This is a genomic window from Thermoactinomyces sp. CICC 10521, from assembly GCF_016055135.1.
Taxonomy (GTDB): domain Bacteria; phylum Bacillota; class Bacilli; order Thermoactinomycetales; family Thermoactinomycetaceae; genus Thermoactinomyces_A; species Thermoactinomyces_A daqus.
Window position 1 is genome coordinate 18061 of the sequence record NZ_JAECVZ010000018.1, and the last position, 24815, is coordinate 42875.

Genomic DNA, 24815 nt, shown 5'->3' on the forward strand with positions numbered 1-24815 from the left:
CACAATCCCATCCGGTTCGATCGCCTTTTATCTTCGGAATTTGATTTTGCCCACTTTAGACCTTAAGTTCGTTGTATATTTATTGACATAATCCATCGGCATCTTGATATTCAGCTCACCCGTAAAGTTTTCTACCTTACCCACCGGGACTTTCATGATGCTGAACAGTTCATTCCGCTTCCAGATGACGCCGACAACCAAAATCAATTGCATCGCGATCGTCCAGACATATCCGACCTTTTGCGGCGGACTCATCTGATAGAGGAATTGCGAAATAGTGAGCAACATGCTGAAAAAAATCCCGATAATCAGCTTGATCAACTGATATCCGACAAATCTTTTAAACCAGTTGACAGCCACGCTGGACCAGGCGGGGTACAGGGCCATCAAAAAGGCAAACGGCGCAAATAAGGCAGTGAGAACAAACATAAACTGATACACAATCATCGCGCCGGCAATGATGAAAAAAAGCAATCCCAGGATAAAGTGGGCGACGCACAACAGCAGGAGCAAAGTTAACCGCTGAAATACCCCATCAGTGGTCACCATGGGATTTGGTTTGATCCCTGCCGCCGGATCTCCCTTGGCCTCCTGCATTACCGCCTGCTTTCGCGCCTCGCTTCCCGGCTGGTGGGCCAAAATCTTGTTGACGCGTTCCGGGGTCATCTGCTGGTCGCTTGATGTTTTGGCATATTGCAACATGATGTAAGGTTCATAAACCATCATGTTATACAATTTGTCGGCGATCACCATTGACGAGACATCGGCCGGGTAGGTAACCTGGTTGCCGGACAGCTCGCTTTGAAAATCAAGCCCGACTCCCATCACCTCCTGGCTCAAACCGCTGCTGATATCGTTAAAATACCGCATCACTCCTCCGGCGTTGGCAAAGAAGACAAGACCCAGAATCAATACGGCAATCGTGGTCAACATCCCGTTGAGCGCTTCGGTCGTCTTCTTTTTGATCATGCCTTTGTAGGCGATGTACGCACCGGCGAGAATGATCATCAACAGCAGAAAATTCCCCATCAACCCTTGGCTTCCATAGCCCGTGCCCGTAAAGCCGGCCAACTGCTGCACCGCTTTTTGCACCGCAGTGGCAAACTGATCCACCACATTCAGGGAAAAAGCGTTTTCCACAACCAAAATCACGGTAAAGTTCCACGACAGGAGCGCCTGCCAGATAAAGTTATTCACTTCATTCATCAAGGTATAGGCGCCATTTGATACATTCTTATCAATATCCAGAAACGAAGCATCTTCGGTGTAAATTTCCAATTTATATTGACTCGGAAAATACTTGGCAAACTTCACGTCATACCCTTGGGCCCGCGCCTTTTTGATCTCATCCTGCGGAAAAATGGTCAGCAGGTCACTGATCAGGCTATATCCGTCCGACGATTGGGACGTGCTGTCGGCAGCAAAGACAACCCCTGCGTTCACGGTCATCGCCATGGCCAAAACCAGGGCGATAACGGCCCCCCACTTTCTTTTCCTAAGATTCATGAACCGTTCCCCTTCTTTTTCATTCTCGTTGATAAGCCCTCCTCACTGGAACGAACGGGCAGGCAGCATTCCTTTCTTCCGTTCCTGGGTTGGCAGAGATACCAGATCCGCATTTTTCTCTGCGCGCGAACCAGGGCGGGTATCAAATGCGATGAAAAGCCTTTCCTCCAGAACGCGGATTTCCAATTCATTCACTCTCTTTTCCAAATCCGACATCAGACACGTACCCGTAGGCAGATTCCTGATGGTTTCGATGTTTCCCTCATTGGGTTCAATTCCGAGAATTTGGCAGGCCGCCTCCGCCTCTTTCAAATCCCGGCACCGGAAGACGAACCGGCATCCCAGATTGGAACGAATCTCTTCGCCCAACATATCTTTTGCGTTTTGGCTGATTAAGTAAATGGCGGCATTTTTGCTTCTGCCGGTACGAACCAGCTCCTCCAGAATCGCCCGGCCCTCGCGAACTTTTGCCAAGCGCCAGGATTCATCAAACAGTACCAGCTTAAACTCATCGGAAGATTGATTGGAAAAACGACGCGAAAAGTCGGAAATCGCCATTAACAACGCGATCCCCATCCGGCCGAAATCGGTCTGGCTCTCTTCCGGCAGCTTCAGATCCTCCACCTGCAAAATGGTCAGCGGCATCGACAAATCGATCGCCCTTTGCGTTCCATCCCCAAACAACAGCTGCCCCTGTCCGGAAGTGGCGAGATAGCTCAAGACATCAACGATCTCTTCCAGGCTGTCCTGCCGTTTCTCCGGCGCCGATTTGAGCCCTTCACGCAACCGGTCGATCACCCGCATCATCGAAGGGCGATCCTCCTTGGCCACTTGATCCACCGCTTTTCCGATCACAATCGCTTCATATGTTCCATCAGCCGCCCGCGCCAAAAATTGCAGAATCCGTTTCGCCGTTTCCGCTGCCGCCAACCGGTCCGCAGTGCTGGCCGCTCCCATCAACGGATCCAATTTCCCACGATCTTCAAGAGTGGCGCGCAAAGTGACGATGCTCGTGATCTCCCTTAGTTCCGGCAAAAAATCAGGCCAATGCGCCCGTTCGTCTTTCGGGTCGAAGATTAACACCTTAGCCCCGTTTAAAAGCGCTTGATAGGCGAGCAGATTGGCCCCCAAAGATTTCCCTGCCCCCAGCGACCCGATAAATGCCGCAGATGCCGTTGAACTCAATTTTTTATCTTTTGGCCCCCGGTCATGTTGGAAGAAAACGGGGAGATTTTGCGACATCCCGATAAAATGGCCTTGCCCGTCCCCCAGCTGGCGGGTGGCTCCGATCATGCTGGCCGCCACCGCCGCAGGATCCATGTAATGGATATAATCCGTGATATACCGTTTCGCTCCAGGCAGAAATTCATTAAAAGCCCGCCACTGATCACCGAACGGAACCTCCACCTGGATCAGCATGTCGCTGTACAAATCTTTCACCAGTTGAATGCGCAAATGGAGTTCTTCCTCGGTTGACGCGGATACACACAAAACGATGGAGGTTGTGATCAGCGGAAATTTATCCGTGCGCAAATTGCTTTCCAGTTCGTTCGCTTCCTGGCGGCTGTGCAAAATATGGTAAGAAGTTTCCACTCCGCTTTCCAAGGCATGTTCATCTTCCGCTTTTAATTCCTTCTTCTTGTTCAACACCTGTGTCAGGGCTTTGCTGTACTCAATCGTTTCCGTCCGCACCGAAGCCTCGACCGGAAAAGAGAGGCGTTGCAGGCAGTAAAGCCATTCCAGTCCGGGAAAGGGTGCTTTGTCGGGAATATGGGACAACGTTAAAAAAGCCATATAGCCCTTCTTCACTTTGCCGCCCACATGCTGTTCTACAATCAGCTGCCGGCCGTGCGAATCATTGAATCTCCCTTCCGCCAGGGTGAGGATATCCCGGGACGGCCGGCGCGCTTTTTTGCCTTTTACCGTGACCGGAATCGCCTGCGGTTTCCAGTTGTGCCGCCGCGGCGTCTCACCAATCCCCCGGTAAAACCCGCGGCGAATCAACCATTCCAAATCGGCCGGAGTCACCCGGCGAACCCGCAAAAATCCATTGATGCGGGAGAAAATCAACTCTTCCTGCACCATATAAGCCTGAATCTCTTCTTCATAAATCTCAGGTGAGTCGGTTCCTGACTGATTAAGCAGGAATCGCTTAAAATCTTTCAAAAGGTAAGCGAGTTCGTTAAAAAAGGATAATCCCTGCACGCTCGCCTCTTTTAGCTTCACACCGATAAAAAAGCGGTGTTGGTGCACTTCTTTTCCCCTCAGATGCTCAATCACCGCGCGGATCTGATGAACGCCCGCCTCGCGGAGTGCATCGTTCCCGTTCAAGCGGCCGACCATCGCTTCCTCATGCTCCTCCAGGCTTTGGAATTCCGGTACGACCAAAGCGTGCGTATCAGCGAGAATGTTCCAATAAAAAGCCTCCAAATTCGCATGGAGGCTCAGCTTATCGTCGGTTGACCGATAATCGTAATTAAACGGTTGCAATTCATAATAAGCGTAAACCGACTCATCACTGCCAAACACCAGATTTCGTTCAAAGTATTTGACCGGAAACGGAACGCGCGTCACTGGGTATCCCCCCCGGATTTCCGATATGTAACTTCTCCTTCATAAACGTAAACATGATTTTTGGGCCGTGCGATTTCTTGGTAACGCGCAAAATGATGCGGACTGAAAAAATGCTCGATCACGCGCATGAGAAAGCGGTGCGGCGCCTTGCCGTCCAGCGTCTTTCGCGTAAAAAACCAGGCGACGAGCGCCGGAATCCCGATAAACTTGATCAGGAAGTAATCCACCCATGACAGGGGCGGAAATTTATTCAAGACCACCATCACCATCAAGGTTCCGACGAAGAAGGCCATCTGCCGGTAAGAAACGGGCAGCGGCAGGTGAACCCCCTGAATGGAGTAGACTGTTTTCTCAATGCGAAAGACCTTATTGTAGACGCGGATCTGCTTCATTTCAGATAAGCCTCAAACAACCAGCGAAATCCGTCGGAACCCAGATGTGTAATGAGTTGAGGTTGGAAAATAAAGACACTCACCAGCATCGCGAACAGGGCAAATCCGATAAAAGCCGTAAAGGCCCGCTTCCAAAACAGGGTCAAACTGATAAAGATCACCGCCAGCAAAAACAGCGAACCGATTTCTCCTCCCAGCGATTGCTCCAGTTTCTCACCCGGACCCGCAACCATCAGCCACAGCAGATAGGATTTCATCACACTAAACCTCTCCTTGTCCCATTCTTGATACATACCAACGGTCGCCTACCTGTACGAGATCAAAATCATAATGATAATTCAGCTGCGCCCCCGAGGCCAGATCCTGCAATGTGACATCGCATTCGGCATGATAAGTGTCGTCCTTGCGGTAGACAGCCAAATTCTTCAAGTCGACAAATCCCATGATCCCGGTCAAGCCGGAGGCCGGCTGTCCATCTTTGCGAAAATAGGCAATTTCATTTGGTTCACCGGTTGTATATACTTTCCAGAAAGATTTCATGAATGTTTCCACTTGTCTCCGCGTAGAATCATTTACCATCTCCCCTTGATCCTGATCGGGTTCATCCCCGCTCTGATCTTGTACAGTCGCGACCGGAGGTGCGATAAAGTGCGGGATATCGACAACAATGTATGAATCGCCCGCTTTTTTAATCGGCACCACAAGATAGCGATCCACCCGCTTTTCCTCTTTCGGGTTGTTGACATTGGTCAAAATGGTTTCTGCATAGATGGTGACATCTTTGATTCCCGACTGATCCGGCCGGTCTTTGATTGACCAGACATCGACATTTCGTGCATAGGAATCCCAGCCGGCCTTTGAAAAGTCCAATCCTCCCTGTACATCCAGGTTGGGCTTCCAAAACAGCTTGAGCCTTTCGGCCCGGGACTCCTCCTTTCCGTGTGTCCAGAGCAAATACTCTCTGGCAAACTGCTCGCTGAAAGCGACCTCGCTCAATGAGGGAGCAGCGGAACTTGTGTTTTTCGCCGGACCGGCGACGACGGCTGCCCTGGGCGGCACAGCAATAAACCCAAACTGAATCGCCCAGACAACGGTGGTGCTCAGCGCCGTGTAAAGAAGCAAAGCCCAAAACAGAAACCGGAGCACCTTTCGACGAATTATCGGCCGTTCCATTGTTCATCCTCCTTGTACCGTCATTGCGGAATCGTTATTTTCTCCTTCAGCTGTGCCTGGATAATATACCGCTTTGGAGCCGGCCCTATATATGAAAATGGGTAACATGTGGTCAATGTGAGAACAGCCCTTCCAAGTGGAACGATCACCGACCGATCGTCAGGGTCCGTCACCCATGTCCTGGTAATCTCATAGACAAATGTTCCTTGCGAAGTAACGACCTGCAACTCGTCACCCTGTTTCAACTCCCCGACATGCCGGAAAACTGTATCGCGGTGACCGGATAAAACGCAGTTATCCGGTTCACCCGGAAGCACACTTCCCGCATAATGCCCGACTCCGACAGCAAGCTCATCTTCGTCGGTTCCTTCAATAACGGGCATTTTCGCCTTTAATTTTGGTATGATCAAATCAGCAAAATGTTGGCCGGTCTTTGGACGTTCCCTGTACGGAACGACAACCCGGTCGTGTCCTCCATCCGTTGCCGCTTTCTGTGTCGCATCCGCTGTTTTGCGGTCGCCTGCCAGCGCTGCCGGATCAGCGGAAACATGTTGAACCGCTCTGATTTTTTCATAATACTGGATACCCGAATAACCGGCATAGGCGGAACCGAGCGTAACCAGGAGACAAGCCAGCCACCGATCCCATTTCAAGCTTGATCCTTCCTGCCTCTGAACATGGTATAAGCGGACCCCAACAGAGCAGCTGCACCACCGAACACTACACCATTTAAATCACCGCTGGCTGTTTTCGGAAGAGCACCGCCGTTTACTGTTTTGGGCTCCGCTGCGAGTTTCTCTGAAGGCTGTTTGGAATTCGCCGTGACATCTGGAGAATGGGTTGCTCCTGAAGCATACTGCATCTCGGATCGGGAAGCACTGTATTTGGAACCTTCAGACTGTTCATGTCCCTGAACCGTCCTCACAGGCGGAACATAATGATGGGTCTGGCTGTGCTTGGCCGCCTTGGATGATGCCTCTTTGGATTGGTCAGTCGCATGGGGTGATGTATTTGACTTCGGAGGCAATTCCTGATGCTGACCTGATTGAAGCTGGTGATCCGGTTGTTTTGTTTGGGTTTCCCGGGACTGATCCTCCCTGGATTCGGATGGCCGATCAAGCACAGAGTTCGCATTATTCAGGCTTCTCCGCTCAGTCTGCTTCTCCTGAACGGGCACATCGGGCTTTAATTGCTGAAAATCCTTTCCTGTGCCGTTTTCGGTCGGCCGGTCCTGAATGATCTGCTCCACTGAACGATCCTCCGCCCGGGGAGGCTGAGCTTGGACGCCCACCTTAGAAGCCGGCTGGTCAAGCGGCGGTGTATCCTTGCCCCACTCGCTTTCCGCAAAGGCTGAACCCGCGCCAACGGTCAAACCAGTGACCAGGCAAAGGGAAAGAGTCGCCACCGTCCGGTTGAGATGCCGCTTGGGAACCGGTTTTTTACGATTTTTGCCCGAATTGGGATACTCCAAATCGAATTGCATGAGCAAATTGGAAAAGAGGTTATGCGACTTTATATCAGTACGCCAGGAATCCAATATTTGTTTGGGATCTTTCACTTTATCCCCCTCCTTAAGGGTAAGGCGGTGCAATCCGCCGACAAGCAATTCCATTTATAATTATTCATTGCAAAAAAGCCGGCAACAGGAGAACACGCTGTCAGTCCGATTTTCCGCCTTCCAATGGAAAAAAGTGGTCCGCCTCAATTGGAAAGATCATGTACAATATCCATTTCTTTTCCCTATAATATTACACAAATCGTACTTTTTTCAACACAATTTTGTAAAATTTCCTGATATATTTTTTTTATCGACTATTTAAACCGGCACGAATATATTTTTATTCCTCTGTATAAGAAGCAACATTTCCACTATAAAGATGAATCTTTAAACGGCAGAGAAGGCGACTTTTTGCTTTTAAAATTTTAAAAATTCCCATTGCCCGAATGGACATCCCCCTCCTTTTGCCGAGGATATCAGCAAAAACAATCTTTCACTCCGTGAATTTTAAGCGGAAAGCAAACCGGCCGGAAATCCGTCTCCCAGTCAAACATATTACCGATGTCTTCAAACCGTCCCTCCCGCAATTAATTTTTATACAAAAAAATTAATAATTATTCATCTCCCTGACCGACCGTGATCAGGGCAGCCAACATACTTTTTTTATGCGATTATCGCCAATTTTTCATCCGCTTCTCCAAAGTCCCCGTAAATAATTCCAACACTGTCCCATCCGGATCAGTAAATTGGACAGACCATCCCCCTCCGCGAAACACAGGTTCCCTGACAAAGGGCACTCCATGCTGCTTTAATCGGGAAACGGCTTCGGAAAAATTCTCCTCCGCAATCGTAAAAGCGACATGGTCGATTCCCATTCCCTCTTGTCTCCGCCGCTGCTTCGTCTCTATCAAGCAGATCCATGCCTCTCCCCACTCCAGATAAACATCGCTCCGCCCGCGATGAACCAGCTTCATTCCCAAAACATCGAGGTAAAAGGGAAGGCTTTGCCGCAAATCGTTCACCCGTATTGTCAAATGATTAAATCCTGTAATTTTCATCGGTCATTCTCACCTGTTCCTTTTTTCTTTGAAAAATTTCCCTTAACGGCCGCAAGCAAAACTCACAATACACGGAAGATTCATTGTCTTTTGCAAGCAGATGGGGACTGGCTTTTTTGCAGCGGCCTTTGGGCGAAGAAGCAAAATGTTTCTCAAAAGCGAATCGGGCTGGTCTGCCCCGGAAAAAAAGTCAACCAGCCCGTCCAATGTTCAAACGGATATGCGAAAGCGATACGTTCCCCGCCCGATGATATCCCGGTTCTTGTCCACCACTTGATACGGAAGCTCAATGTCAAAGGAAGAACTGAAGAACTGAGGAGCCAAGCGAAGCTGCTCTTCCCCTTCCCACACCCATTGATATGTTGTTCCCCCATAGCGAATCCCGTTTCTGTACCAAGGATGCTCATTGGTCCCCGGATCGTTCAAACAGAGGAAGAGCGACAGATCATCACAGAACTGCAACAATCGGAAGTTGGCGTCGCTGTTTCTTTCTTCCGTCCCGGTAAAACCTTTTCGCAAACGATGTTGCCGGGTCAGTTCCTGCTGTCGAAATTGCTGTCCGACCGGATCTTTGGCATCTTGAAAAAACGAAGCAAAATGTTTGCTGCATAAAAATCCGGCATAGGGTGAGAACGATTCTACCTTGGAAATTCCTTCGCTGTAGGCTTTCACTTTCGGCAACATCGGATACTGATCAAATGAATAGGGAGCATCCGCCTCATCATTCCACAACACTGATTGATCCAATTCCCTCCATCCGATATCATGATGGGAGATGGCATAGAGGGTTGTTTCCCGCGGTTCGATCTCCTGCTTTACATGCGCAGCAAATTCCCCTGAGACTAAACTGTGATCATGCTGTTTGATCAAGACAAACCCGTTTTCCTTCTTCCTGACGATCATGCTGTCCCTCCTTTTCGTGCTAGACCGGGTGAAAAAACGCGAAATCATGGATGGCAAAAGCGGACATGATTGCGTAGGAAAGCGGTTCCAATCGTATCTCAATTCAGAAAACAAAATGCGAAGGAAGCCCCCCACGGCCCTGTCCAGCGATGCACTCACACGGAAAGAAGCCGGATACAGACGGGTTCCGGCTTCTTTACAACGAAGGTTACAAAGCATCGTTCATAAACATTTGCGGATTCGGCTGTACAGCCTCCTCTTCCGGTTGCTTTGGCTTCTTCTCCTGGTTGAGCGCTGTTTCAATCAGCATGATCAACCCTTCATTAAAACTGAGATTGCGTTTGCGGCAAAAGTGCTCAAACTCTTTTTCCAACGGACGCGGCACCAAAAGAATGCGTTCCGATTTCGATTGCTCCGGCCCGTCCACGTTTTCCCGGACAAATTTTTGAAACAGATCCATATGCACTCCTCCGATGACTACAACCTTGCTGTCAACAACCACACACAGTAAAAAGAATAAACGTCCTAAGTTCATTATATTCTGTTTGGATCACCCATTTCCATAACCCATTGTCAAACGGTCCGGAATCCGGGTTCCATTTTCACACCACCGAATTTTTACTCACAGAAAAAACAATATTAATAAAAAGCAGTCTGTTGACAAAGTTCCAAATAAAGGGTTATTATGTTTTGCTCGCAGAGAAATACAAAAGCAACGGAGGGAGATATGTTAAACGGAGAAAAAATCCGCATTCGCCCATTGACGCTGGACGATGTACAACCGATGCTGGAATTGGTGCAGCGAAACCGCTCCTTTCTTCAACCCTTTGAACCGATCCGGCCGGAATCCTACTTCACTGCCGCCGGACAACATTCCGCCATCGAGCAGGCGATCCGGCAATGGAAATCAGATCAGGGATATCCCTTCGGCATTTTTTTGCTGGAAAACCATTCCCTCATCGGCCGGGTCAACCTGAGCAATGTCGTGCGCGGGGCCTGGCAAAACTGCACAATCGGATATTTTATGGATGAACGGATGCAAGGAAAGGGATATATGACCGAGGCAGTCAAATTAGCGGTTCAATACGCTTTTGCGACGGCCGGGTTGCACCGTGTCCAAGCCGCCATTATGCCGCGCAATCTCCCCTCCAAACGCGTGGTCGAAAAAGCGGGATTCCGTTATGAAGGCCTCTCGAAACGTTATCTTTGCATCAACGGCAAATGGGAGGACCACGAAATTTATTCCATCACCTCGGAAGAGTGGCCGATGCCCTCGATTTGACCGAACGGATTCACCCCGTACCGATCCGGAAAACCCCCGCAGACGCCTGCGTCCCGTGTCGCCGGCACGCGGGCAATAAGATCAAGAAACGCAATTTAAAGACTCACGGGCAGGCGACAATCGCACGACAAACCCATCCGCCAGGAAAACCGGACGGATGGGTTTCTCTTTGTCAGCGAATTGATGCTTCCGTAGACTGGCCGCTGATTTTCAAATAAAATTGCATCTGTGCCGCATTGAAATAGGGAATTAACCAGAAAAACCCGATTCCCAGCGAAATGAAGGACAAAAGGAACCAGCCGATAAACGTGAGATGCAGCACAAACAGCTGCCACTTGTGGCCGTTCATCAGCTTCCGGCTCTCCGTAATCGCTTGGAATGCCGAATATTCGGGATGATCCAGCAGGATATAATAAGCCATGGAATAAGAATAGGACTTGATAATCCCGGGAATGATCAACAGTATACTCCATAATGCAATATAAATTGATTGCAACACAACCACACCGATGGACCGGAGATACCACTCCCCTTTAAAACGTGAAAACAGATCCCCGGTTTCTGCTTCTTGCCGGCGCACCAACTTCATGATAAACACGACATATCCAATAATGAGCGGAGCATATACAAAGATCCACCACAGTAATTGAATCAGTGTGTTAAGGAGCGACACCCCGTCCAATTCGTTCTGCGGATCACTCGGCTTCAAAAACAGATCAATAATGGTCGGAACACCGTTAACTAAAATAAGATATAAAATTGTAACTCCGACCGCGATGCCCCATTTCCCCCGCAAAGAATCTCGCGCGGCTTGACGAAGAGAAGAATAGCTCAACGATCTCACTTCCTTTTTTGTTTTATATTCAATAGTATAAATATACAGAACATTATATTCAAATATTTATATTTTTACTTCGATTTTGGTAAAAAGGTTGCGAGCAAACGTGTACTCCCCGTATTTTGTCTGACTCCCCAAAAAACACTCATGTCTTTCCGGCACAGCCTGAAGAAAGTCAAAACCGACATCACGGAAAGCAGGGGAGGAGCCCCTCTCCCCGTCATGTGACAGCAACTTGAAAACAGATCTCTTCCCCTTCACTGTATTTCAATTTTGGCACGGCGTTTGCTGAAATCCCAATCGGCATAATAAGCATGGGCGACCAACAGGTTGGGGCCGGCACATTTCGCTTTCAGGCAAAAACAATGGGTTTTCTTGGCCAGCGGATGTTCCAGCCATTGCTGAAAAATATCGTCCAGCCGGTCTGTTTTGATATTTCCCAGAGCGGGAACATCCCCAAAATCCGTCACGATGACATCTCCGGTAAACGCATTGACATTCAGGCGGTTGCGTCCATCGGGATCCTGTCTGACCGTCACATTCGGCTCACGATGAAGCCTTTGCCACAGCTCGCGATCCTCCGCTTTGTCGCTGCACGGGTAAAATGGAAGGGTGCCAAACAAGATCCATACTTCCGGATGGTGTCCATCGAGCAGGCGGTGCACCGTTTCCCGGTACTGATCCAGTGTCAGCAGCTCCATTCCCCTTGCAAAATCGCTCGGGTAAAGGGGGTGAACTTCATGCCGCTTGCAGCCCATTTCCGCAATATCCTGATGCATCTTCACGATATGGCGGGAAGTAAACGGGCTTAACAGCGACTCGGCTGAAATGAAAACACCTTGTGCGGACAATTGGCGCGCATTTTCTTTCAACCGGTTAAACAGGGTCTCCGCCGTTTTAAAATCCACGTCTTTTTTTGCTTTCTGAAAAGCGATACGGTAAAAATCCTCCGCATCCCGGTAGTTATAGGAAATATGTAAGACATCCAAATCCTCGATCCAATCCTCGTACCGGCTTAACGGCAAGGTCAGGTTGGAATTGAGCTGGGTATAAATCCCCCTCTCCCGGCAATATTTAAGCAACGGACGAATCGTTTCTTTTACGACACGGGGATTTAAGATCGGCTCTCCCCCTGTAATGCTTAATGTTTTTAATGTCTCCACTTCATCAAGACGACGGATCAACTGATCTACGCTGATCGGCAGTCCTTCCCTTTCCACCAGTGTCTCTCCAACCGCACAATGCTCACATCGCAAGTTGCAAAGGTTGGTTACCGTAAATTCCACACTGGTCAATTCGTACTTTCCTGTCGCGGCTCTCGTCATCCATGCATCCCAAGGATCATATTGCGGAGTGACCGGTCTTATCCCTTTTTGATTTGGTTGCATTTCACGCTCTCCTTTTTTCTTCTGTCAAAGTGCCGTCACATGTCGGGGCGGGGCGCACTCATCCATCCGGGTTTACCGGATTTTCATCCTTTGGGTTGTACCGAAAAGACATGCATTTTTTCAAAAAACAGGCACGGGTGAGAGTATAGCCCAGCGCTGAAGTAACGTCAATATTTCCGGCAATGTTACAACAATATTTCAGAGCCCGGTTTTATGTTACCGGGCCCGCACAGGCGCACGATGGTGTGACCTCCACTGCAAGCCTTGAAAATCAGTCTTTTTGATGCGCAATGCCCTCATTTGTCAGGATGTTTTTTTGTTTCAAAAAGCGTCTTAACGTAACCGCAAGATTACATTTCGTTTTCAATTGCGTAAAATCGCGGACAAACGCAAAAAGCCATTCTATAATAAACTCATCAAGAGATTGATGGAGGGAAACAGCCATGAATAACGCTTCAATCGGTTTGTTTAATGCAACGCTCATGAGCCTTCCGGTATGGGGAATCATTTATTTCGCAGTTCGTCTCTTGATTGGATAAGGATCATCATTTCCAAGCGGAATTGCCATAAATCAAAAAATCACACAGGAGGTCATTCAGATGAACAATGCACTTGTCGGTTTAATCAATGCTTCTCTCTTGAGTATTCCTTGCTGGGGACTGATCGGTTATGCCATCCACACTTTTTTCTAAGCGGAAAACCTAGGAACGCTTTCTCCAAATAAATGGAAGAAGGCGTTTTTTTATGCCTTTTTCCCGTCATGAAATCGGCGTGTGTCTCGGCTCCGACTTGCAGCTGTACTTTCCCCTTCGTTATAATGAATTTTTGAAAGAGGACGAGAAAAGAGGTGTGGCCTTCTGTGACAGTACCTGCATGGCTTGAATGGTTCTATCTGTTCTTCTGGATCGTGTTTCTCCTTTTCCTGGCAATCGGCGGTTACTTCATGTTCCGCAAGTTTTTAAAAGCACTGCCCAAGGAAGACGGGAAATCGATCCTCGATTGGCAGGAGTATTATATAAACCAAACGCTGCATCTCTGGTCGGATGAACAAAAAGCGCTGTTAAATGAACTGGTTGAACCCGTGCCCAAACTGTTCCGCGATGTGGCCAAACAGAAAATTGCCGGAAAAATCGGTGAACTGGTTTTGCATGAACAGGCTGAAAAATTAACGGAAGAACATATCGTGAAAGGTTACATTTTGGCCACACCCAAACGGGATCACAAGTGGTTGATCAAAACACTGCAAAAAAAACAGATCGATCTTTCCGCCTATCAACATTTATTCCAATAAGGAAGGAAAAAACTTGAACCGTTTCGACGGGCGTGTTATGATGTGTTTATAATTAAGCGTTAAAAAGTCGGATGCAAGTCAAGTTTCATCTTGTGGCCTCTTGTTTAGCGTAACAAAAGGTTTTCAAGTGCTTGAGTTTGACCGCTTTTTAATGGAAGAAGGAGGCCCTAAGATGAAGGGTAAGGTTAAATGGTTCAATGCTGAAAAAGGTTATGGATTCATCGAGCGCGAAGACGGTGGCGATGTATTCGTACACTACTCCGCGATCCAAGCCGATGGATTCAAAACCCTCGAAGAAGGCGAACCGGTTGAGTTCGATATCGTAGAGGGTGAACGCGGACCCCAATCCGCCAACGTTGTTCGCTTGAACCAAGTCCGCTAAACTCAAGCCACAAAAAAGCACTTTCCTTAGGGAAAGTGCTTTTTTAATCATGCAACCGGCAAGGTTATTCCTCAATTAAGTCCAGGAACGTGAAAAAGGCTGTATCCAGATCGTAAGTTTGTGCAGAAATGCAATTATTTACCTTAATCGTAAATCCCTTTTTGTTGTCGTACGTGACCTCGATCGGCTCCGCTTCCTCTGTAAAAGCAAACAGAGAGCCGATTTTTTTGTTTTTCAGTTCACAAAAGGATACATAGAATTGGCGCTCATCTTCCGCACACAAATCGGAGGGCGGGGGAGATACCACCTGTGCGCTGGGAAGAGCCTCCGTCCATTGTGTCTGAATTTGTGACATGGCTTCCTCCAGCATTTTCGCCTCTTCATAATAGACGGCGGACAAAAATTTGCGGGGTTCTTGCAAACTCTTGTTATAAAAATATTCCATCTGTTTCTGAAGCGCTTGCAACAAAACCCGTTTAAGGTCATTATTCAAATTTAAAAAGATCATCCTTTTCACCCGTGACACTTCCTTTCACCAAAAAATCGGGAACGGATTTATCCATTCGCTTCTCTTCCCGGAAGGAAGAGGCGATCAAGAATTCGCTTTTTCTTTTGTCTGGATCCAATCTTTTTGGAACTCTTGCTTCTTTTCTTCCCTTACAAACTTAGTATAAAGAAGAGCTGAAGGTTGATTCAATCAATTATTAGAATTAGATAAATATTTTCTATATTGCGGAAATATTCTTCTATGGTATTTTTTCTGCCAAAAAATAAAAAAAATATCTCGTATATTTCTGGAAGTGCAGTAATAATTAATTTTATACTGCAAAAAATATCAAAAATCATGTTGTAACTGCCACACACGTTGTGATATATTTTGTTAGAAAAATGCGAATAGTAGAGAAGGAGGTATCCAAGCTTAATGGATTTTGTCAAGGTCGGGCAACTGATCCGCAAAACTCGCAAGGAACGCGGGATGACCCTTGACGATCTGGCTGATGACTATATTCCCCGGGCCACTCTCTCCTCAATTGAACGCGGATTGACGCAAAATCATGTCAAGGTTCGCTACCTTCTCCGTAAGCTGGATCTGTCTCTCAGCGAACTTTCCAAAAAAGATCAGGAAGAAGCCGAAGAACGCCGGCTGGATTTGCTGATCCTGGAGAACAAGCTGTACGCCGACCCCAAAAAAACCCTTGCAGAACTCTCCAACCTCCCCCCTTCCTACGATGGCCCACTTCTTCACTTTTTAAAAGGAAGATGTCACTTCAAATTAAAGCAAAACAACAAAGCCGTTGAGTATTTTCACAAGGCCTTGCAGGAGATCGAAAAAACTGTCGACTATCAACCGCATAATTTAAAACCCTGCATTTTGAACAACCTGTCGGTCATCGAGTTTAAACACACCAAAAACAAAGAGAAAGCCTTGCGCTATGTGGAAGAAGGAATCAAAAGTTTTGATCTTGGCGGGGAGCGAAAATATTATTACACCATCCTTTTAACCAATAAGGCGATCTATCTGCGCGCATTGGGGAGAGCGGAGGAAGCACTGAAAACCCTGGAGCAAATCACCGTGGATTCACTTGATATCAATATCGAAACAGCGATCGGCATCTATGATCTGCAGGCAAAACTGAAAATGGAGATCAAACTCTATGACGAAGCGGCCGCCTGTGCGCAAAGAGGACTGGAAATTGCGAGAATTAACGATAATTTTGAACGGCAACTCGAGCTGTACATCACCTTGGCCGACATTTACCGCGGGCGTAGAGAACTTGACCGCGCCGAAAAATGCCTGAAAGCAGCCATTGATTTGAAAAGCAAAATCTCGCGAAGACACTGGCTCCTCCTGGAAGCATATCAAAAGCTCGGAATTGTCTATTTTGAGAAAAAAGAATTCCAGCTTTCTCACGACATATTACAGAAAGCATCGAAAATTGCAAATAGAGAAAATGATATGTTAAAATACTCTAAAACATTGCTATATATAGCAAAAATCTTACTTGCAGAACAAAAAACATCCGATGCAATCAAATATTTATTAAAAGTCTATGAGTTAGATACGGATACCAGCAGCAAGCTTGAAGCATTGTTTGGACTGGCACAAGCCTATCTGGCACTCAATGATGAACCCAACTACGCAAAATACTCGAAGCAATACTTCCAACTGGCCAAGGGGTAAGTTGAAAAAGGAGGGGCTTCCTGTGGTGTATCTCGGCGTTTTCGGCGATCCTCCAAGTGATACCGAACCGATTGATTAAAAAATGGAGGGCTTCCTTACTCGTGTGTGAAAGAAAAATTTTGGTGCTCTTGGGTACCGAACCATTCCCATCATGAAAGGGAGCCTTCCCTTTATCCGTTTGCGGCAACTTTTCCCTTGGTATGGAGACTTTCGGATCAATCGCGCCTCCGGGTTCATCGCTTCAGGATGACATCTCGGTAATCTCCCCTTGCATCAATTTCTCTCACCTGTTAACGACTTCACACATTCCCTGGCGAACGCATATTTTCCGACCGCCTCCCGCCCTCCCCGATCTCCGGACACCTTCAGCAATTCGTGAAAAAATCGGAAGGCGATTTTTCGACAGAGGGATGTGGTGCGGCCGATCAAATTGGTTTAAAAATCTTCAAGAAAGCGGTCCCGCATCTCCTTGTCCGGCACCATGCAGCTCTCGGTACGCCCAAACCAACGGTAACGCCGTTTGGCCACCTGGCGGTACAGATAATCGCGAACCGGACGCGGAATCGCTCCAAGGAGGGAAAACCATCTCCATCCTCCTTTCAGCCGCCGGCAAATCCTCAGGACTGCTGCAGATTCTGTGTAACATCGTCCGTTTTCCAGTAAAACGATCGATTCCAGCGCCCCCGGTTCAATTCCATATCCAGGCAAAACGGAACAGGCCACTTTGGATTGCAACGAGGCAAAACGAAAAACACCGGCCTTATCCTTTTTAAGCAAAAATTGCACCCAATGATTGCAGAAGTTGCATACCCCGTCGAAAAAAATCACCGCAAACGGGAAATTCCTCCCATTCATTTTACCCACCCTCTCTGTTCTTCCGCCTTGAGCTCCCCCGGTTCCGAATGATCAGTCAAGGGGCAGCACTCTCCGCTCATTTTTTCTTCCATCCCCGGTTTTTCCCAAAAAGACATTCACATTTATGTTTCATGGTACGTTTGCCTTTTGTTTGAATGGAGTTAAACTGTAGTTAAACCATATTCTTTATCACATCTTTGGAAAAGGGAAAACGCCATGGTGAAAACAATGAACAATAAATGGATTACCTATACGATCAAGGCCGATTTGGAAGGGATGACCGTTGAAGAAATTCTCAAAGGCCCCCTCCAGCTGTCCGGCCGCATGATCAATCGGTTAACCCGGCGGAAGGGAATTCTGTTAAACGGACGTTCCCCCTGGATGAAACAAAAAGTGAAAACAGGCGATCAGATCAAGGCTGCCGTTCGCCCGCTCGAGAAATCCGATCTGCAACCCGAGCCGGTGCCGTTCACCATCGTTTATGAAGATCTCGATCTGATGGTAATCGACAAACCGGCCGGGGTGACCGTTCATCCTGTCCGTCCCGATGACAGGAGCACTCTGGTTCACGGCATCCTGCATGTATGGGAACAGCAAGGGGTTTCGGGCGTACCGAGACCCGTTCACCGCCTCGACCGGAATACCTCGGGTTTGATCCTGATTGCCAAAAATGCATACATGCACCAGCTGCTCGACCGGCAACTGCGGCAGAAAAAAATCGAACGCCGATATTTGGCGCTGCTCGGCCGCCCTCTGCCCCGTCTTGCCGGCACGATTGATGCCCCGATCGGTCGTGATCCCGGCCACCCCACCCGCCGGAAGATAAAGAAGGGCGGAGAGCATGCGGTTACCCATTATCAAGTGCGAGACCAAAATGAACAGGGAGCCTTGGTCGAGGTGCGCCTGGAAACCGGACGAACGCATCAAATTCGCGTCCACTTTGCTCATTTACAAGCTCCCCTTATGGGAGACAGCTTGTATCAAGGGGAACTTTCCCTGATCAAAAGGCAAGCGCTTCATTCCAGCGTGCTCTCTTTCCTCCATCCCTTGCAGGGGAAAGAAATGCGTTTCACCTCCCCGCTTCCGGACGATATGAAACAGGCGGCAGATCGATTGCGGCTTTGCTGCCATACTGATCCGTGAGACAGGACGGCCTGACCGGCAATCCACTTTCGCGGAAAATGAAAAACCTTCGGAACATCACATCCGAAGGTGAGGCTGTAGACAAAAATCAACAAAGGTATTCTTCACATCATCTTGACCAGTGCTTCTTTGCCCGTCATTCCCGAAGTAATTCCCATCGACTCGGCCGTGTGCGTAACCGATTCGAGGGGAGCATCGAGCAGCTGTTCCAATGTACGGACTCCCACTGCCCTTGCCGCAATTATGTTGCGGTCGGAAAGACGTTCGTTCAATAAAGCGATATCCAATGCTCCACACATGATATATCCCTTATCGGTTGTGATCACCAGCAATGTTGTTTTCGGCAACTTAACCTCGATTCCGAGAACCTGGCGACCATCGATGTCAATCGGCTTCATCTCAATCAAGCGCATTCCCTCCTCAGCCCTTACTTCTTACAACAAAGTATGAGCAAACGCCCAAAAAAGTGAGAGAATGCGCCAATTTTTTTATGAATCAATGATACCGGGACGGAGTTAACAACGACCTGTGCGGCTGGAGCTTTCCATCCTGAATCATTTTCATTTTCAGCATCTCCACCAAATAGACACCCAGCATCTGCATAATCTCATCATCGCTCATCTCATCAATCAACTGGAGTACATTCTCGCGTGACTGCTCTTCCAGAATGCTGAGAACGATCGCAACCGCATCTTCTTCATCATCATTTAACTGATCCCTGTATAGCGAATATACTTCATCCACAAAACTCATCGCGGCAACCTCCCTTATGTATATTGTAGAACAGTGCTTATCCTTTTGCGAGGTTTTTCCTTTAGGTTAACAATAAATGGTTTATTAATGCGTTTCAAGAATGATCCACGGAATCCATCTCAGAAAGAGCCATCGCAATCCGAAGCGCGGTTCCCGCACCCCACCTGATTTTGCTTGTGCTTTCACACTTGGGTTGTGCCGAAAAGACATGAATGTTTCCTTGTTTCATCAATCCATCTCGGCTCCCTGCATCTTTGGAGCGCATCTGTTTTTTTGAGCTGCACTGCCAGCAAATCCCGCAAAAACTCAGGCAGATAAAAGCGAATGATCTCCCCTTCTTTCAAGCCGAGGTATCCGGCACCAAAGGTAAACATGTCGATGGTGGCCAGCTCATATTCTTCTTCCTCATTCAGTTCCCTCGGCCCTACCATGATGCGAAGAATTTTTTCATGCGGTTTGGCACGGGAATCATACTCTACCTTCATTCCCGACACAGCCATCGATCCGAGAACTTTTCCCCGAAAGCCAAATCCGCGAATCGGCTGTTCCTGAAATTCGGGCAACAGCGATTCTTCCAGCGTCTCCTTGATTGCTTTTCCTTTAATCCTGATTAAAGCCGGGTTGATCGGGTGCGGACAAACCCGGTGCAAATCTTTGCGGGTAATCAGGCCGGAACGGACCGACTTGAGCAATTGGCCGCTGTTCACCAGGGCGATGTCGGCCTGCACCCAGTCACGCAGGCTGTCAGCCAGCAGATTGGCAAATGGCGCTTCACCATACCAGTCGGTAATCAACGGTTCGGGCAAATAAGTGATGGGTTCGGACAAATTACGTTCCGCCTCTTCCCGGTAGCGGTCAATCAAACTGAGAATTTCAGCCGATGCCTCCTGGCCTTTCAGCTCATAACAGCGCCCCTCCACACGGATTAAACGCTTCTGCTCAAGATCGATTTCCAAGGAAACATGGCCGAGATACTCGGCAAACTTGCCGGCCGCCGCGATCCATGTCCCCTTCTCCCGCTCCGGTTCGGGGAGCAAATGGTGCGTGTGCGCACCGAGAATCATATCAATTCCCTCCAGTTGGCCTGCCAGCAACCGGTCGTTCGGCAATCCCAAATGCGACAGCAAAATGAGCAAATCCACCTGCCCCCGCAGAGAATGAACGGCCTCTTTCAGAACGGTCAGCGGATCTTTCACGGTCCAGCCCATTTGCTCATACACCAGCGGGTACGGAATCGTCGCCGCCAGGAAACCAAATTTCACCCCGGCTACTTCCTTGATCTTGTACGGCGAAAGCCAACCGGGCTGGCGATCGCTTCCGTATTCAAAAACATTGCTGCTGATCACCGAAAAAGAAGCATCACGGAAGAGAGCATCAAGATGATCCTTGGAAAAAGTGAGCAATTCATTGTTGCCAAATGTAAACAAATCATAGCCGGTTTTCTCCAAAATCGCCCGGTTTACCCACCCATCCGTCCCTTCCGTTTCCATGCGCATGCGATCCATATGATCGCCGACATCGATTAAAAGTCCTTCTTCTCCCTGCGCGGCCCATTTCTCCCGAAGCGAAGTGACCAGATGGTGAATTTGCGCCGCCCCGTCCAAACGGCTGTGCAAATCATTGGTATGCAAAAGGTGGAATCGTTTTATCAAGCCCACAAAAAACCTCCCTTAAGTCGGCTCTCTTGCCGGCCGGCTTTCACATCCGGTTATTCAAAAAAGGCCAGCTGTCTCGGCGCCAACCCCTCGAACTGCAATCCCAATTTCCCGATCATTTTCATGGCGCTGTCCTTGGCATCCCCCTGCGAATTGTTATTAAAAAGGATCGTAATGCTCTTCGCTTTTTTCTGCAATTCCCGAATCGGCCCGACCCATTCCTCCAGCTCCTGATCGGAATAACGGTATGCATAACGGACGTCCCGCCAGTTGGGCTGGCCGGTATTATTCCATCCAGACCGATTGCGTCCGTGAAAGCGAATCAGTACCTGCTCCGGATTCGTCACCGCCAGTACAACCGGAACCGAACCTTCCCCGGCCTGGGGTTCATCGCAAATAACGTGTATCAATTTTTCCCGCTCCAAAAATTGCAGCGTTTTATCATGAAACTCCGCCCGGAACCAGCTCTGGTTGCGGAACTCGATCGCCACCGGAAAATCGCGAAACGCTTCCCGAACCCGGCGAATATATTTCACATGTTTTTGGCTACAATCATACCAAGGAGGGAACTGAAAAAGTAACATTGATAGTTTGCCCGACTTCATCATCGGCATAACCGATTCGATCATTTCTTCGACCAGCTGCGTCCAGGAGCGTACCGGCGCCCGCTCCGTTCGCCCGTGACCGGTCAATTCGCGGTAAGCCTTGACGACAAAGCGAAATGACTCCGGTGTCTCCTCTGCCCATCGCTCCATCCGCTCCTTCGGGGCGATCGCATGATAGGTGCTGTCCACTTCCACTACAGGAAAATAACCGGCGTAAATCGCCAGCTTCTCCCGCGATCCCGTTCCCGGCGGGTACAAATCATGATCTCCCCATCCGCATAAACCCACTTGAACCGGGTTTACTATTCTACTCATCAGAAATCTGCCTTTCTGGTAAAATTCCGTAAATAATGAGCTTCTCCCTTCATTCTACCATTAGTGATATCGGAAAAAAACGTCAGGTCGCGTATTCTTCAAAAGTGTGTTGCAAGTTTGCTTAAGCTTGTTCCATCAACCGCTTATGCCGGAAATCCCTGATCATTTTCTCCCAATCACGCAAGTTGCCCATAGACTTCATCTTCAGAGAAATATAAAATAATGGGAGATTCATAGATTGGGTTGATCAAATCCGGCGGGGAGAGCTGAGGGATGAAGCCATCCTTTCTTACCATTCACTCTTATGTAATTGAACAGATGAAGGAGTACTGCCTGAATCAGTATCCGCATCAGGGATACGGTTTTTTGGCCGGCCACGGGTCCGTGATCACGCATTTTTTTCCAATCCCCGGACAAAACAGCGGCCCTTGTTTCCTTGATTTTGAACCGCGTGCCTACTTTGAAGCCGTCAAAAAAATCCGTTCCCTTCAGCTGGAATGGCTCGGCGTTTTGCATTCCCATCCGCTCAGCGATGCTTATCCATCGGCCCGCGACCGCTCAGGCTGGCATTTTGTCCACAAAAGTTTTTGGATTCTTTCCCTGAAGGATAAACAAGTGCAACTAGGCGCTTACTATATAAAGAAAAACCAAGCGATCCCGATCATTTATAAAATCACTGATTAATCCCATGGCAATACAGACAGACAGGAGTTTACAAAAAATGAATTTGCCACCGATTTCCGCACTGCATACGGATAAATACCAAATCACCATGATGTACGCACACTTCAAAAACAAAACGCATCATCACCGGCGGGCATTTGACCTGTATTTTCGCAGCCTGCCGTTCGGCAACGGATATGTTGTCTTCGCCGGTTTGGAAAGAGCCGTTCATTATCTGGAGAATCTGCGTTTCACCGAAGAAGACATCGAATACCTGCGTTCAATGAATGAACACTTTGAACCGGAATTTTTTGATCTGTTACGTTCGTTCCGCTTTACCGGAAATATCCATGCCATGCCGGAGGGAACCATCGTTTTTCCCGATGAACCCCTGGTCAGGCTGGAGGGAACGGTGATCGAGCTTCAGTTGATTGAAACGGCGCTCCTCAATTTCATCGGTTACCAGTCACTGATCGCCACCAAGGCAGCCCGTATTCGCCATATTGCCAAAGACGACATGCTTCTGGAATTCGGGACACGCCGCGCCCAGGAAATGGATGCCGCCGTCTGGGGAGCCAGGGCCGCCTATATCGGCGGGTTTGACGCCACCTCCAACACACTGGCCGGCAATGTGTTCGGCATTCCCACATCGGGCACGCATTCGCACTCCTGGGTGCAGGACTTTGACAGCGAGTTGGAAGCGTTCCGGGCCTATGCCGCTGCTTTTCCGGATCAAGCGGTGCTTCTCGTCGACACCTACGACACCTTGAAAAGCGGTATTCCGCACGCCATTCAGGTGGGACTGGAGTTAAAACAGCAAGGAAAAACCCTGGCCGGAATCCGTCTGGACAGCGGCGACCTCGCTTACCTTTCCAAAAAAGCCCGGAAAATGTTGGACGAAGCCGGACTTACGGAAACCAAAATCGTCGCTTCCAGCGATTTGGACGAATTCACCATTTTAAATCTGAAATCGCAGGGGGCGAAGATCGACGCATGGGGCGTCGGCACCAAATTGATCACCGCCTATGACAGACCGGCATTGGGCGCTGTGTACAAAATGGTCTCCCGTTATGAAAACGGCGAATGGAAACCGACGATTAAAATTTCTTCCAATCCGTCGAAAGTGACGACTCCGGGCCTCAAAAACATTTATCGCATTGTGGACCGCAAGAACGGAAAAGCCCGCGGCGATCTGCTCACCCTGCTTGAAGAACAAGTGGATGAATCCAAACCGCTGGTTCTGTTTCACCCGCTGCAACCTTTCCGACGCAAAAAGGTGAAACATTTCCGGGCCATTCCCCTCTTGCAACCGATTTTTAAAAACGGCGAACGGGTTTACGAGCTGCCTTCATTAGACGAAATCCGCCGTTATCATCAACAGCAGCTCTCTCTCTTCTGGGAGGAGCATTTGCGCATATTAAATCCAGAAGAATACCATGTGGATCTATCAGAAAACTTATGGCAGACGAAACAACAGCTTTTGCATGATATCTATGAATCGATCAAAGCGGAAAATGGCCACCACGATTAGGATGCGATGAACCGGATGAGAATCCAAAACAAAGAGCGACGCAAACGGGGTTTGCCCCGGTTTTGTGTCGCTCTTTGTTTTGGTTGGCTTTAAGTCTTGCTTATCATGTTCCTTCCATGAATTTCCGAACTGTCATTGAAATTTGCTCCCCCAAAGCTTGCAGGAGGATTCTCCCTTTGTCTGCACTGGCCCGGGTCGGAAATCCAATCGCTCCCGTTTCCGTATAAGGTTTTATTCCGCATGCCGTCAGCAGATCGCGTTCCGGCGAATCCACATCCACCCTCTGCTCCATCCTCACCAATGCCTCATCCAAGTACATGAGAATGGATGTTTCTCCCTCCCCCGCATGCATGTCACGCGAAGGAGCGGCCGAAATCCCGGCCTGTTCATACGCCTTTTCCCAATGTTTGCGGCTGGGCGCAAGCAAAATGCGTGAATGATCCACATTCATCTCCTGTGCAATATTCCCCAACAAATAGTTTCCGCCGTGCCCGTTGATCATCACGATCTTGTCCACGCCCATGCGCTCCAATGAGCGGATAATATCCTTGACAACCATGATAATCGTAATGGACTGCAACGAGATCGAACCAGGAAAGCCCGCATGCTCGAATGATGCGGAATAAGGAAGCACCGGGCAGACAAACGAGTGGTCAAATCTTTTGGCGCATTCATGTGCAATCGCTTCGGCAATGATGCTGTCGGCAGCGATTGGCAAATGATACCCATGCTGCTCCAGCGAACCGATGGGCAAAAAGGCGATCTCCACGTTTTTCACTTCGGGCCATGTTGAAAAATGGTTCATTGATTCATCCCCCTAAGGAACTC

At 48.6% G+C, this 24815-nt stretch carries 27 protein-coding genes; 7 read left to right on the top strand and 20 right to left on the bottom strand.

What is annotated here, in order from left to right; translation table 11 throughout:
• Window positions 1–27 precede the first annotated feature (27 nt).
• The 10 genes from I8U17_RS12450 to I8U17_RS12495 all read right to left on the bottom strand — a co-directional run bounded on the left by I8U17_RS12450 (window position 28) and on the right by I8U17_RS12495 (window position 9564).
• On the bottom strand, window positions 28–1506 hold the full coding sequence (locus I8U17_RS12450) for a CD3337/EF1877 family mobilome membrane protein (protein ID WP_033099523.1): 1479 nt from the start codon (window positions 1504–1506) through the stop codon (window positions 28–30).
• Window positions 1507–1548: 42 nt separating this feature from the next.
• A complete protein-coding gene (locus tag I8U17_RS18805) occupies window positions 1549–4080 on the bottom strand; it encodes an ATP-binding protein (RefSeq protein WP_198056080.1) in 2532 nt (843 codons plus the stop codon).
• Entirely contained in the window at window positions 4077–4472 is a 396-nt protein-coding gene (locus I8U17_RS12460; RefSeq protein WP_052153934.1) for a TcpE family conjugal transfer membrane protein, read from the bottom strand. Before I8U17_RS12460 ends, I8U17_RS18805 begins: the two co-directional genes overlap by 4 nt.
• Entirely contained in the window at window positions 4469–4732 is a 264-nt protein-coding gene (locus I8U17_RS12465; RefSeq protein ID WP_033099524.1) for a hypothetical protein, read from the bottom strand. The genes I8U17_RS12460 and I8U17_RS12465 overlap by 4 nt, the downstream gene beginning before the upstream one ends.
• Window position 4733: 1 nt before the next feature.
• Window positions 4734–5645 carry a conjugal transfer protein gene (locus I8U17_RS12470; RefSeq protein WP_033099525.1) on the bottom strand — a complete coding sequence of 304 codons (912 nt, stop codon included), beginning with the start codon at window positions 5643–5645 and terminating at the stop codon, window positions 4734–4736.
• Window positions 5646–5665: 20 nt separating this feature from the next.
• Window positions 5666–6298: a class D sortase gene (locus I8U17_RS12475; protein ID WP_232331077.1), complete on the bottom strand. Its 633-nt coding sequence runs from the start codon at window positions 6296–6298 to the stop codon at window positions 5666–5668.
• The gene (locus tag I8U17_RS12480; RefSeq protein ID WP_198059486.1) at window positions 6295–7203 is read right to left on the bottom strand and encodes a hypothetical protein; all 909 of its coding nucleotides are present in this window, start codon (window positions 7201–7203) and stop codon (window positions 6295–6297) included. The genes I8U17_RS12475 and I8U17_RS12480 overlap by 4 nt, the downstream gene beginning before the upstream one ends.
• Window positions 7204–7814: 611 nt before the next feature.
• Window positions 7815–8201 (bottom strand): VOC family protein, encoded by a 387-nt coding sequence (locus tag I8U17_RS12485; protein ID WP_198056082.1) that lies wholly within the window; start codon window positions 8199–8201, stop codon window positions 7815–7817.
• Window positions 8202–8411: 210 nt separating this feature from the next.
• Complete coding sequence (locus I8U17_RS12490; RefSeq protein ID WP_198059487.1) at window positions 8412–9104, bottom strand: DUF3891 family protein; 693 nt, start codon at window positions 9102–9104, stop codon at window positions 8412–8414.
• 208 nt (window positions 9105–9312) lie between these two features.
• Complete coding sequence (locus tag I8U17_RS12495; RefSeq protein WP_033099528.1) at window positions 9313–9564, bottom strand: hypothetical protein; 252 nt, start codon at window positions 9562–9564, stop codon at window positions 9313–9315.
• A 267-nt stretch (window positions 9565–9831) separates the two neighbouring features.
• Between I8U17_RS12495 and I8U17_RS12500 the strand changes: the two genes are divergently transcribed.
• Complete coding sequence (locus I8U17_RS12500; protein WP_198056084.1) at window positions 9832–10386, top strand: GNAT family N-acetyltransferase; 555 nt, start codon at window positions 9832–9834, stop codon at window positions 10384–10386.
• 172 nt (window positions 10387–10558) lie between these two features.
• Here I8U17_RS12500 and I8U17_RS12505 read toward each other — a convergent pair whose 3' ends face one another.
• The 3 genes from I8U17_RS12505 to I8U17_RS12515 form a co-directional block, all read right to left on the bottom strand.
• Window positions 10559–11221 (bottom strand): DUF975 family protein, encoded by a 663-nt coding sequence (locus tag I8U17_RS12505; RefSeq protein ID WP_033099530.1) that lies wholly within the window; start codon window positions 11219–11221, stop codon window positions 10559–10561.
• 260 nt (window positions 11222–11481) lie between these two features.
• Window positions 11482–12612 (bottom strand): radical SAM/CxCxxxxC motif protein YfkAB, encoded by a 1131-nt coding sequence (gene yfkAB, locus I8U17_RS12510; RefSeq protein ID WP_033099531.1) that lies wholly within the window; start codon window positions 12610–12612, stop codon window positions 11482–11484.
• 271 nt (window positions 12613–12883) lie between these two features.
• On the bottom strand, window positions 12884–13096 hold the full coding sequence (locus I8U17_RS12515; RefSeq protein WP_198059488.1) for a hypothetical protein: 213 nt from the start codon (window positions 13094–13096) through the stop codon (window positions 12884–12886).
• A 375-nt stretch (window positions 13097–13471) separates the two neighbouring features.
• Between I8U17_RS12515 and I8U17_RS12520 the strand changes: the two genes are divergently transcribed.
• Window positions 13472–13903, top strand: a complete 432-nt coding sequence (locus I8U17_RS12520) for a DUF2621 family protein (RefSeq protein ID WP_198056085.1) — start codon at window positions 13472–13474, stop codon at window positions 13901–13903.
• A 172-nt stretch (window positions 13904–14075) separates the two neighbouring features.
• A complete protein-coding gene (locus I8U17_RS12525; RefSeq protein WP_033099534.1) occupies window positions 14076–14285 on the top strand; it encodes a cold shock domain-containing protein in 210 nt (69 codons plus the stop codon).
• Between the two features lie 64 nt (window positions 14286–14349).
• Here the strand turns inward: I8U17_RS12525 and I8U17_RS12530 are convergent, their stop codons facing one another.
• Window positions 14350–14802: a hypothetical protein gene (locus I8U17_RS12530; protein WP_033099535.1), complete on the bottom strand. Its 453-nt coding sequence runs from the start codon at window positions 14800–14802 to the stop codon at window positions 14350–14352.
• A gap of 405 nt (window positions 14803–15207) precedes the next feature.
• On the opposite strand from I8U17_RS12530, the gene I8U17_RS12535 reads away from it, so the two are divergent.
• Window positions 15208–16467, top strand: coding sequence for a tetratricopeptide repeat protein (locus I8U17_RS12535; protein ID WP_198059489.1), 1260 nt, complete (start codon window positions 15208–15210; stop codon window positions 16465–16467).
• A gap of 435 nt (window positions 16468–16902) precedes the next feature.
• On the opposite strand, the gene I8U17_RS12540 is transcribed toward I8U17_RS12535, so the two are convergent.
• Complete coding sequence (locus I8U17_RS12540; protein ID WP_033099537.1) at window positions 16903–17322, bottom strand: thiol-disulfide oxidoreductase DCC family protein; 420 nt, start codon at window positions 17320–17322, stop codon at window positions 16903–16905.
• A gap of 216 nt (window positions 17323–17538) precedes the next feature.
• On the opposite strand from I8U17_RS12540, the gene I8U17_RS12545 reads away from it, so the two are divergent.
• On the top strand, window positions 17539–18465 hold the full coding sequence (locus I8U17_RS12545; RefSeq protein ID WP_052153937.1) for an RluA family pseudouridine synthase: 927 nt from the start codon (window positions 17539–17541) through the stop codon (window positions 18463–18465).
• Between the two features lie 104 nt (window positions 18466–18569).
• On the opposite strand, the gene I8U17_RS12550 is transcribed toward I8U17_RS12545, so the two are convergent.
• From I8U17_RS12550 to I8U17_RS12565, 4 genes are all read right to left on the bottom strand, one after another.
• Window positions 18570–18872, bottom strand: a complete 303-nt coding sequence (locus I8U17_RS12550; protein WP_198056086.1) for a YunC family protein — start codon at window positions 18870–18872, stop codon at window positions 18570–18572.
• An 88-nt stretch (window positions 18873–18960) separates the two neighbouring features.
• A complete protein-coding gene (locus I8U17_RS12555) occupies window positions 18961–19218 on the bottom strand; it encodes a DUF6154 family protein (protein WP_033099539.1) in 258 nt (85 codons plus the stop codon).
• 182 nt (window positions 19219–19400) lie between these two features.
• Window positions 19401–20876, bottom strand: coding sequence for a bifunctional metallophosphatase/5'-nucleotidase (locus I8U17_RS12560; RefSeq protein ID WP_198056087.1), 1476 nt, complete (start codon window positions 20874–20876; stop codon window positions 19401–19403).
• Between the two features lie 50 nt (window positions 20877–20926).
• Window positions 20927–21793, bottom strand: a complete 867-nt coding sequence (locus tag I8U17_RS12565; protein WP_033099540.1) for a DUF72 domain-containing protein — start codon at window positions 21791–21793, stop codon at window positions 20927–20929.
• 273 nt (window positions 21794–22066) lie between these two features.
• Between I8U17_RS12565 and I8U17_RS12570 the strand changes: the two genes are divergently transcribed.
• Window positions 22067–22477, top strand: coding sequence for a M67 family metallopeptidase (locus I8U17_RS12570; protein WP_052153939.1), 411 nt, complete (start codon window positions 22067–22069; stop codon window positions 22475–22477).
• Between the two features lie 37 nt (window positions 22478–22514).
• The gene (locus I8U17_RS12575; RefSeq protein ID WP_033099541.1) at window positions 22515–23987 is read left to right on the top strand and encodes a nicotinate phosphoribosyltransferase; all 1473 of its coding nucleotides are present in this window, start codon (window positions 22515–22517) and stop codon (window positions 23985–23987) included.
• A gap of 103 nt (window positions 23988–24090) precedes the next feature.
• Here I8U17_RS12575 and I8U17_RS12580 read toward each other — a convergent pair whose 3' ends face one another.
• Window positions 24091–24792 carry a creatininase family protein gene (locus tag I8U17_RS12580; RefSeq protein ID WP_198056089.1) on the bottom strand — a complete coding sequence of 234 codons (702 nt, stop codon included), beginning with the start codon at window positions 24790–24792 and terminating at the stop codon, window positions 24091–24093.
• Window positions 24793–24815 lie beyond the last annotated feature (23 nt).